8 protein-coding genes are annotated in these 10,587 nt (G+C 73.9%); all 8 read right to left on the reverse strand.

The annotated features are described in order from the left end of the window. The coding region (locus GUY60_RS26865) for an FkbM family methyltransferase (protein WP_161702315.1) at nucleotides 1–806 on the reverse strand (806 nt) is incomplete at its 3' end. Next, nucleotides 803–1,066: a Trm112 family protein gene (locus GUY60_RS26870; RefSeq protein ID WP_161702317.1), complete on the reverse strand. Its 264-nt coding sequence runs from the start codon at nucleotides 1,064–1,066 to the stop codon at nucleotides 803–805. The genes GUY60_RS26865 and GUY60_RS26870, both read right to left, overlap by 4 nt. Then, complete coding sequence (locus tag GUY60_RS26875; protein WP_161702319.1) at nucleotides 1,066–2,001, reverse strand: DMT family protein; 936 nt, start codon at nucleotides 1,999–2,001, stop codon at nucleotides 1,066–1,068. Before GUY60_RS26875 ends, GUY60_RS26870 begins: the two co-directional genes overlap by 1 nt. Before the next feature lie 2 nt (nucleotides 2,002–2,003). Beyond that, entirely contained in the window at nucleotides 2,004–2,747 is a 744-nt protein-coding gene (locus GUY60_RS26880; protein WP_161702321.1) for a class I SAM-dependent methyltransferase, read from the reverse strand. Next, nucleotides 2,744–4,126, reverse strand: a complete 1,383-nt coding sequence (locus GUY60_RS26885; RefSeq protein WP_188132940.1) for a condensation protein — start codon at nucleotides 4,124–4,126, stop codon at nucleotides 2,744–2,746. The genes GUY60_RS26880 and GUY60_RS26885 overlap by 4 nt, the downstream gene beginning before the upstream one ends. Next, on the reverse strand, nucleotides 4,123–8,523 hold the full coding sequence (locus GUY60_RS26890) for a DUF3367 domain-containing protein (RefSeq protein WP_161702323.1): 4,401 nt from the start codon (nucleotides 8,521–8,523) through the stop codon (nucleotides 4,123–4,125). The genes GUY60_RS26885 and GUY60_RS26890 overlap by 4 nt, the downstream gene beginning before the upstream one ends. Further along, nucleotides 8,520–9,191, reverse strand: a complete 672-nt coding sequence (locus GUY60_RS26895; RefSeq protein ID WP_246235728.1) for a class I SAM-dependent methyltransferase — start codon at nucleotides 9,189–9,191, stop codon at nucleotides 8,520–8,522. The genes GUY60_RS26890 and GUY60_RS26895 overlap by 4 nt, the downstream gene beginning before the upstream one ends. Before the next feature lie 152 nt (nucleotides 9,192–9,343). Continuing rightward, a complete protein-coding gene (locus tag GUY60_RS26900; RefSeq protein ID WP_161702327.1) occupies nucleotides 9,344–10,498 on the reverse strand; it encodes a glycosyltransferase family 4 protein in 1,155 nt (384 codons plus the stop codon). Nucleotides 10,499–10,587 lie beyond the last annotated feature (89 nt).

The raw sequence follows: 10,587 nt of genomic DNA on the forward strand, positions 1-10,587 counted from the left end.
CCCTGCCCCCGCGCCGCCGCCCGCCCCGGACGTCTGCCGTGCGCGAGGAACAGCACCGAGTTCACGTACCGGGGGCCCTTGAACGGCAGCACCCGGCGGAGCAGTCCGCGGCGGACCACATGGGCCGTGCCCGCCTGGTGGGCCGCGAGGTCGAAGTCGTCCAGGGGGACCCAGGAGTGTCCCGGCAGCACCCAGCCGCGGTAGCCGTGCTCGGCGAGCAGGTCCACGACCGGGGCCGTCGGCTGGATGCGGGCCTCCAACTCGACGATCAGGGACGGGTGATCGCGGTCCAGGAGGGCCGCCGCGCCGCGCAGGACGGGCAGTTCGTTGCCGTCCACGTCGATCTTGACGAAGTCCACCCGGCCGGCGTCGCGCAGGCCCAGACCGTCCAGGGTCAGGCACGGCACGTCCAGGGCCTGGGTGTGCAGGTCGTCGCGGCGGATCAGGGAGGACACCCCGCGGTCGCCGCGCGTCGCCCGGCCGCCGCGGGGCAGCCACAGGCGGGCGGTGCCGGGGCGGTCGGTGGCCGCCGCCTGGACCACCCGGACGTTGCCCGGCGTGGCGGCGTCCAGGGCGCGGGCGAGGTGCGGCACCGGTTCCACGGCGATGACGCGCCGGGCGCGGCCGGCGAGCCGCCGGGACCAGGGCCCGTACCAGCCGCCGACGTCGAGGGCCGTGTCGCAGTCGGCGGGGCAGAAGTCGGCGAGCCGGGCCAGTTCCGGTTCGAACCGCGGGTAGACGGCGTGCGCGACGGCGCCGACCAGGCGGGCGGGCAGCAGGGGCCCGATGCGGGCGGCGACGGTCATGACGAACCGACCCCTTCACCGTCGGCCGGGAGCACCGCGGCATCGACGCCCTCGTTCCCGACCTCCTTGAGGAGCCGCTCGTGCTCCTCGTCGGTGACCTGCTCGCCGAGAGACGGCAGCAGTTGCGGGATGCCGTCGACGACCGGATAGCGGCGGCGGAGGCGCGGGTTGTACAGCGCCTCGTCCGGGACGAGCAGATGCAGCGGGCCCTTGTCGAGCGGGCAGGCGAGGATTTTCAGGAGCGGGTCTTCGGGGTTCATCAGCGGGTCAACTCCCTGGAGAGATCGGTGGGTCGAGTAGGCGTGGCCGGTGGTGGCGGTGGTGTGTCGTGCCGGGGGAGGGCGAGCAGTACGGACACCGCGAGCGCCGTGCCCGCGATCCGCAGCGCGAGCCGCACCGGGTCCTCGGGCAGCGCCTCCCCGAACGCGAGGGTGCCGAGCACGGCCGTGAACAGGCACGTCACCGTCGTGCACACGGGCACGATCAGCGAGGCCCGGGAGCGCTGCAGCGCGGCCTGCGACATGACCAGGCCGAACGGGAACGTGAACAGCAGCAGATACGGGTACGGGGACGTGAGCAGCTCGCGTACCGCGCCGCCGAGACCCGTGGTCGTCAGATGGCTGGACACCCCCTTGATGGCGAGCGAACTGACGCCGTAGAGCAGCCCCACGGCGATGCCGTACTCGGCGCCGTTGGTCGGCAGCCGGTGAAGGCGTCGGGCGCGCCGCTCGGCCGCCGCGTACAGCCAGACGCCCAGGGCGAGGGACGGTACGCAGACGAGGAGGACGAGGGAGGCGGGGGCGTGCAGGCCGACCCGGTCCTCGCCCTCCTTCAGGGAGAGCACGACCATCAGCAGTGCGGCGAGGATCGCACCGAGCGCGTACCGCTCACGGCCCGAGACCTGCTCGCCGAGGGCCACCGAGGAGAACAGGACGAGCAGGACGAGGCCGGAGATGAAAAGGCCCTGCGCGGCGGCGATGGGCAGCGTCCGGTAGACCGCCAACTGGGCGACGAAACCCGCGAGAAGGGCCAGCGAACCGCCGATCCACAGCGGGCTGCCGAGTACGTGCCGGAACAGCGCGAGCGGCCGCCGCGTCGACAGCGAGGGCAGCCTGCCGAGGGCCCGCTTCTCCAGGACGAAGCCGAGGCTGGACAGCGCGTTCGCCAGCAGGGCCGCGCCGACACCCCACCACATGCTCAGGTCCTGCGCGCGTGGGCGAGCAGGATCGACGCGGCGCTCGGCCGGGCGCAGGCGAGCCGGTCGAGGGCGCGCAGCGGCCGGGGCACGCCGTGGAAGGGCGCCCCCGCGATCTTCACCACCTCGAAGCCCGAGGCGGTGAGGAACTCCCGCAGGGCGCGCGCCGTGTAGAGCCGCAGATGGCCGACCACTTCGGTGCCGGGCCGCCCGTGGATGCCGCGCAGGCTGACCTCGGAGAACACCGGCTGCACCCCGGCGAGCAGCAGGGCGCGGTTGTACCAGGCGGCGAGGTTGGGGGTGGACAGCATCAGATGGCCGCCGGGGCGCAGCACGCGGCGCAGCTCGTCGAGGGCGCTGTCCGGGTCGACGAGATGCTCGATGACCTCGCTGAACAGCACCGCGTCGGCACACCCGGACGCCAACGGGAGCCCCCCGTCGGAGAGTTCACCGCGTACCACATGTGCCATGTGGGACCTGGCGCGGCGCAGCGCGTCCTGCGACCAGTCCACGCCGACCACCCGGTGCCCGGTGAGCAGCGGCGCCGCCGTACGGGCCGCGGTGCCGTCGCCGCAGCCGACGTCCAGGACCACGGACGGGGTCGCGCCCGCCGGGCCGAGGGCGTCGGCGAGCATCCGGGCCTGGCGCAGGCTGCGGGCGTCGCCGGAGGCGACCGGTACGGCGGGGTCCTCGTAGAAGTCGCGGAGCCCGGCGGGCGGCGTGACCTCCTCCGTCAGATGGCTCATCCGTCCCCCTCGGTCGCGTGCGTGTACCGCTTGAACAGGTCGAGCAGCCGCGCCCCGTCACCCTCCCCGAGCAGCGTCCGCGACCAGCGAAGGGCGAGGTGCAGCCGCCCCGCGGTGGACGCGGTGGTGACGGTGAGGCCGCGCGGGACGCGGGCCGGGGCCGAGAACCACACGGCGTCCGCGCGGCCCGCGTCCCCGAAGTCCAGGGCGTACGGGATCCGGCCGATGTTGCTGAGCAGCGTCGTCGACGTCCAAGGCCCCGCGGCCCGGCGCAGCCCACGGGTCAGCGCCGCCCGTACCCCCACCGGCAGCACGGGCGCGGTGAGCAGTGCGGCGCCGCGCCCCAACTGCGGCCGGTCCAGGGCCTTGAGGGCGCGGGTGCGCAGGGACGTGACGCGCAGCAGCTCCGGGATCCGGTGTTCGTCCAACTCCTCGGCGGCGAACGGCACTTCGACGAGCCGGGTGCCGTTGCCGATGGGCATGGCCGCGTCCCTCGGCCGGTCGTCCACCGGCATGGTGATCCGCAGCGGGCGCTGGCCCCTGCCGTGCTCCCGGTTCCAGCGCGCGATCATCAGCGCGGTGGCGACCATCAGCTGGTCGTTGACGGTGTACGGGGCGCCCTTCGGCCGCTTCGGCACCGGCAGTTCGGCGACCAGCATGCCGTTGCCCGGCCGGGGCTCGGGCGTGCCGGGTGCGACGTGCGCGGGCGGTGCGAGCCCGCCCGGCATCGGCACCGCCTCGACGGGCGCGTCGCCGGTACGCACCGGGGGCGCGGCCGGCGCGTTGTCCCGGCCGCCGTACAGCTCGGCGGCGGTGGCGAGGACCCGCAGACAGGCCGGGCCGTCGAGCGCGGTGTGGTTGACGACGAGGAACAGCACGCACCTGTCGGGGAGTTCGGGGTCGGTCACGGCTTCGAGGCGGACCGGCGGGGACGCGTCGAGCGGCGGCGCCTCGGCGAGCGCCCGCGCACGGGCCCGCCCCAGTGCGTCCGGCTCCGGCTCCGGGAACGACACCACCGGCACGTCCGGCGCGTCGGTCAACTCCCAGGTGTAGCGCCGCCGGTACCAGGCGCCCGGCGCCTCCCGCATCAGGATCCGCGGATGGAGCCGCAGCGCCTCGGTGAACGCCCGCTCCAGGCGTACGGGGTCCACGCGCCCCGGCAGATGCACCTCGATGTGGACGGTCTCCGGCTCCTCCTCCTGGAGGCAGTGCCGGGCGATCTCGTCCACGACGGGGAACGGCACCCGCCGCGGCCGCTCCCCGTCGCGCTGCGGCGCCGGACGGTCCCCGTCGCGTTGCGGTACCGGGCGGTCCCCGTCGCGCTGCGGCGCCGGGCGGTCCCCGTCGCGCTGCGGTGCTGGGCGGTCCAGGGCCGTCATCGGCGTTCCCCCTGCCCAGGTCCGGGCGGCGCCTGGCGCGGCAGTGGCCTGCGCGTCGGCAACTGCGCCGTCGGCGGGTCGGCCTGCGCGCCGGACGGGCCGCGTGCCGAGAGGGTCGGCCCCGACCTGGGCGTGCCCATCAGCGGGGTGGCGCGCTCGTCCTCCCGGTGCCGCTGGGGGAGCGGCGGCATGGGTGCGGCCGGTGGCTCCTCCTCGGGCTCGGTGCGGGCGTGCTGTCCGGGGCTGCGGTCCCGTTCCCGTACCGTCACGAGCGCCGCGAACAGCGCGATCAGGGCGAGCACTTGGGCCGTCGGCGAGAACGCGCCCCGGTCCGCGGCCACCGCCGAACCGGCACCGAGCGCGGCCGTGACGCCCGCGCCCGCCATGGCGAGGAAACCGATCGGCACCAGGAGCTCGTGCCGCCACCGGGCGAGCAGCGCGAGCACCGGCACGAGCAGCGCGAACGGACCGGCGATCAGGAAGCCCACCACGGTCAGCGCGACCGTGCCGAGCAGCAGCCCCGGCGCGGGCGGCGCCGCCCGCGGCTCGCCCGTCACGTCCGGGCCGTCGGGGTTCTCGGCGCGCCGCCGGACCAGGACGAGCCCGAGGAGCAGCAGCACCCCGACCCCGCCGCCGACCAGACCGGCCCGGTACGTGCCCGCGGGCTCGAACTCCAGCTCCACGGTGCCCGCGGCGCCCTTCGGGACCAGCCAGCCCTGCTGCCAGCCGTCGAGCCGTACCGAGGTCAGCTCGGTGCCGTTCAGGGTGGCCTTCCAGCCGTCGTTGACGTTCTCGTACGTCGTCAGATACGAGGCCTCGCCCGAGCCGACGGCAAGCGAGCGCCGGTCGCCCGACCATTCGCGGACCTTCAACTGCCGTGCGGCGCCCGAGGGTTCGGCGGCGCGGGCGCTGTCCAGGGTCACATCGGTGATCGCCAGCGGACCGGCGTCCCCGGCCTCGACCCGGTGCGTGCCCGTCTCCAGGTCCACGCTGCCGTCCCGCTCGTCGCCCGCGCACAGCGTCACCTCGACGGGCCTGCGCTCGGTGAGGTCACGCACGGTGCCCTTGGCGCTTGTCGCGTGGAACGTGCCGTCGACGGAGAGCACCGGACCCTCACCACAGGCGAGCGAGAAGGTGCGGTCCTTGTCGGGCTGCTCGGTGCGGTACTTCTCCAGGGCCGGTACGTACACCTCGGTGAGGCCGACCGGCAGTTGGAGCTTCTCGTCGGCGACCGGGTTGAACAGGGTCAGCGGCGCCGTCTCGGTGACCGTGATGTCCAGGCGGTCGGTGGTGATCGCGTCGAAGCGGGCCTGGCCGTTCTCGTCGACACCGGCGACGGTCGCGCCGTCCGGGGAGCTGATCTCCACCTTCGTGGGCCGGGTGGACAGGCCGCCCGCCGCGGCGAGCACGATCTCGTCGACCGGTTTCTTGTCCGGCCAGCGCAGGTGGATCACCGCCGAGTCACCGGAGCCGCCCGCGATCCAGGCCGTCGTCAGATCACCGTCGGTGAGGTTGCGCGGCGAGATGTCCGCACCCATCTGCGCGGTCGAGTCGGCGCTCGCCTTGAGCTGCTTCTTCTGCTCGGGCGCCACCTTGTAAAGCAGCTCGTCGAGCTCCCGGCCCGGCACCGCGACGGCGCTCGCCGCCACGTCGTACGAACCGGCGGTGGTCGCGTCGAAGCGGCGGTGCAGGCCCGGCTCGCTGCCGGCCGGGTTGAGGCCGCCCGGGTCGGCGGCGCGGTGCAGCGAGAACCGGGTCGCGGCGGCGTCGTCGGCCTTGGCGTCGCTCGGCAGGCTCAGCATCCGCGTCACCTGCACGTCCGGCACGCCGATCTCGGCGAAGCCCGCCCCGGACAGACCGGGCCGGGAGCCCTGGGTGCTCAGGATGGTGACCTTCAGCCAGTCGCTGCTGCCCGCGGGCGCGTCGACCCGCTGCCGCTGCCCGTTGGGCTGCAGCTGGCTCACCTCGCTGCCGCGTGCGGTCTCCACCCGGATCTTGGTGGGCGCGGGCCGCACCCCGTTCTGCGGCAGCGGCGTCACGGAGATCCGCCCCGGTACGTCGGTGGCCCCGTCGAAGCCGATACGCAGCCACTCGCCCTCCGGCGAACCGGCGCTGCCCTCCGCCCAGCCGGTGCCGGGCGCGCCGTCGAAGGCGTTCACCGGGTCGTACTGCGGCAGGTGGAACAGCCAGTTGCCGGACGAGGAAGCGGTCACCGACTTCGCGCCGCGCAGCTTCGCCGTGGTCTGGTGCTCGACCCCGTCGGTGGGCAGGATCTGCTTCGGCTCCTTGCCGGGATCCTGCGCGCTGCCGCTGTGGTTCCGTTCCTCGGGCGTGTACGTGTACGACGTATTGGAGTTGACCAGGCCGAAGCGGGTGTCGGCGCGGCGAAGGCCGTCCCCGACGACCTGCAGCGCGGCCCGGCCGACGCCGGGACGGTGGTCACCGGTGAGCACCGCGGGCCGGTCCCGCATCGACGGGTCGGCGGACAGCGGGAGCAGCGATTCGGGGCCACCGCTGACCACGGCCGTGTCCGCGGCGTCCTTCAGTCCGGCCCGGCCGGGCCGTTCGGTCCGCGCGTCCGGCCGGTAGATCTCCACGGCACGGCTGCGCGGATAGAGGCCCTCGACCTGGATCGGGGTGTCGTCGGCGATCCGCCCGCCGGTGGTCTGCGGCCCGAACCCGGTGACCCGCTCGTACCCGGAGGACTCCAGGGTGCGCTTCACGGTCGCCGTCGGCACATAGCCGATCTGGTCGGGGTCGAGGTCGTTGCGCACCACCACGTAGTGCAGCCCGGCGCGGCTCAAGTAGTCCTGCAGACCGGGCACTTCACCGCCGGTCTGCAGCGCCTGCTCGACGGCGTCCATGGCACGCCGGTTGCCCGCGGTGCCGAACGGTACGTAGTCGCGCTGCGCCCAGCTGGACTGGGCGAGCACGTCGAGGGGCTGGTCGATGGGGGAGCCCCAGGTGTAGATGCCGTGCGCGGTGGCGGGCACGACGAGGGCGCGCGAGTCCGGCGAGTTCTTCTTCAGCCAACTCGCGGTCTGCTCCCAGTGCTTGGGCAGCTCCTTGAACGCGCCGGGCTGCAGGATCGCTCCGGTCACGTACGGCAGCGCCAGGCCGGGCAGCACGAGCAGGGCGGCGATCAGCGGGGCGTACCTGCGGCCCCGCACCGGCCGCGCGCCGCGGGCCAGGGAGGCGACGCCGACCAGGTGGGCGAGGCCGAGGGCGAGCGCGAGGGCGAGCCCCGACTGGAACTTGTAGATGTTGCGGAACGGCACGAGCACTGTGTTCAGCCAGTCCTGCACGGCCCCGTGGAAGGGCCCGCCGAACGTGCCGCCGTACCCGGCGAGGGTGATCAGCGCGACCGTCAGCACGGTGAGCACCAGCCAGCGCCGCTCGGGCAGATCGCGGCGGGCGAGCCCGGCGAGCCCGAGCGCGGCCGCGAACGCCGAGCCGAGCACCGCGAGTCCGGCCGTGGCGACCGCCCACCCGGCGGGCAGCCAGGCCTCGCCGAAGTGCAGATACGCCACCCAGTTGCCGGCGCCGCGCAGCGTCTCGGTGGCCGACATGGTCTCGGTGGTGGTCTGCGAGGACTCCACGTACGGCAGGAAGTTCTCCCCGTACACGCCGAGAAGGAGCAGCGGCACCACCCACCAGGCGGTGGCCAGGAGCACGCCCGGCACCCACCAGGCGATCAGCTTCCGCTTGCGCGCACCGCCCGGCCTGGACAGCAGATACAGGCCGACCGGCAGCAACGAGGCAAGCACGGACGCCGCGTTGACGCCGCCCATGAAGGGAATGATCAGCGCCGACCTGAGCGCCGCGACCCGCGCGCTCACCCGGTCGTTCGTCAGCGGCAGCAGCACCCAGGGCAGCACCGCACCCGGAAGCGCCGCCGCCGAGGTCGAGCCGACGACGATGGTGTACGTCGGCCACAGTGCGTACGCCGCGGCCGCGAGCAGCCGCGCCGGGCGGGACCCGATGTCGAGCCGCTCGGCGAGCCGCAGCGCACCCCAGAACGCGGTCGTGACGATCAGCGAGAGCCAGAGCCGCTCCGCCAGCCACACCGGCAACTGCACGAGATCCGCGAGCCCGTAGAAGGGGAGCGAGGGGAAGGCGTACCCGACGTACTGGTTGAAGATCCCGCCGAAGCCCGCCTGGTCGTGCCACAACTGGCCCAGGTCGCCGAGAAACTTCCACGGGTCGGCGGCCACACCGAGCTTCGTCTCGAACGTCATCCGGCCCGGAGCGGCCGCGACGAAGAGCACGAACACCACGGCCCAGAAGCCGAACAGCCACCGCCTCGACCGGGGGCCCGCGGGCGGACCCGGCGGGGGACCCGCGGTGGGCCGCGGCGCCTGGGGAGGCAGCTGTGGGGTCTGGACCGTGCTGGTCATGCACACCGCCGGAGAATGAGAAGAAGGTTCCAGGTGGCGACCTCACGGAGCACCGGCACCTTGGGCACGGCCTCCGCGAGGAACGGCCAGTAACGCGACCTGGCCGAGAGGACGTTGACGTCGTCACGGGCCCGCACCTGTCGGAGGGTGGGCCCCACGTGCACGGCGAAGAGGTTCTCGCCGAGGGTGTGCTTGGCCGCTTTGCCGGTGCGCCGCCGGTAGCGGGCCACGGCGCGGTCGGCGCCCAGATAGTGCCAGGGCGCCCACTCGTGGCCGCCCCAGGGCGAGTACCAGTTGGTGAACGACAGATAGATCAGCCCGCCGGGGCGGGTGACCCGCACCATCTCGCTGATGAACGTCACGGGGTCGTCGACGTGCTCCAGGACGTTCGAGGAGAACGCGACATCCGCGACGCCGTCCGCGAGCGGCAGCAGATAACCGTCCGCGCGCACCGCGCCGGGGCCGGGCGCCGCCCCCAACTCGGCGGCGTCCGGCTCGAAGAGATAGGCCTGCGCCCCACGGCGCCGGAACTCCGCGGTGAAGTACCCGGCCCCACCCCCGACATCGACGACGGTCCGCCCGTCGACGGGCCCGTACGCCTCGACCTGGTCGGCGGCGTCGCGGGCGAGGAGGGTGTAGCAGTGCTCGGGGTCTTGCTGCTCCTGCATGAAGGCCCGGAAGAGGCTGAGGGACCGCCGGAAGGAGGGGTCCTTGAATCGGTCCTTAAATCCAGCCCGTCCGGCGCTTGAGGACGAGCCCGAAGGGCGATCGAGGGGGCCCGGGGGCGCAGCCCCCGTGACGGCGCGCTGGTCCGCCGAGCTCATGAACGACCACCCGCCACCGCTTCCGCCGCGACAGCCCTGAACTGGCTGACCGTATTGGCCCACCGATAATCCGCCGCCCTGCTGGCAGCAGCCTTACCCATAGCCGTACGCCGCTCCGCGGACAGCGACAGCGCGCACCACGACGCCGCGAAGGACGACTCGCCGCGGGCCAGGACGCCGGTGACGCCGTCCTCGATGGAGTCCCGCAGCCCCGGCACGTCGAAGCCGATCGCCGGGGTGCCGCGGGTCGCGGCCTCCGTGACGACCAGGCCCCAGCCCTCCACCGCGGAAGGGTGCAGGAGCAGCCAGGACGCGCAGAGCAGCCGGTGCTTCTCGGCCTCCGATATGTGACCGGTGAACTCCACGGAGGGACCGGCCAGTTGTTCCAGGCGGCCGCGTTCGGGACCGTCGCCGACGATCACGAGACGGCCCCCGGTGACCGGCCTGACCCGCTCCCACAGGCGAAGGAGCAGATCGATCCGCTTGTACTCGACGAGCCGTCCCATGGCGAGGAACAGCGGCTCCTCGGAACGCGGTTCGAGCGGCCCCGGATCGTCGACGCCGTTGTGCACGACGCGGATCCGGTCGCCGGGGACCCCGATCGCCCGCAGCGCGTCGGCCGTGGAAGGGGAGACGGCGACCAGGAGGTTGCCGCGCTGCGCCCCGGAGAGCGACCAGTGTTCGAGACGCCGGCCGAGCCGGGCCGCGGGGCCGGGATAGCGCATCCCCCACAGCTCGGTGTGGACATGGTTGACCAGGCACAACGTGGGTCCGCGGTGCCACAGCGGCGCCAGGTACGGCATGCCGTTGCAGACCTCGACGAGCAGGTCGCAGTCGCCCACCTGGCGGGTGAACGCGGAGCGGGCCCGCAGATAGTGGCCGAGGTCGCCGCCCGCCGAGACGACGCGGTAGTCGCGGTAGGCGGCCGGTCCGCCGCAGAGCAGGGTGACCTCGTGGCCGGCGCGGGTCAGACCCCCGGCGAGCTGGTCGACGAGGAGTTCGGAGCCGCCCGCGGCCGGATTGCCGAGGTCGCGGCGGGACAGGAACACGATCCGGCGCGGGTGCGGGGAGCTCGCGCCGGGTGGAACATGCGCCCGTGAGTCCTCGGGGGATTCCGGGGCGCGCAGCGTGGGAGGTACGTGCTGGGGCATCCGTGCTCCAACTCGTCTCAGGGTGCGGAACGGGTGTGGGGGGTGAACAGGGCCGTGCCGTGCCGTGCGGTGCGGTGCTGGTGTGGGGT

Origin of the sequence: Streptomyces boluensis (assembly GCF_009908195.1) — a bacterium.
Classification (GTDB): domain Bacteria; phylum Actinomycetota; class Actinomycetes; order Streptomycetales; family Streptomycetaceae; genus Streptomyces; species Streptomyces boluensis.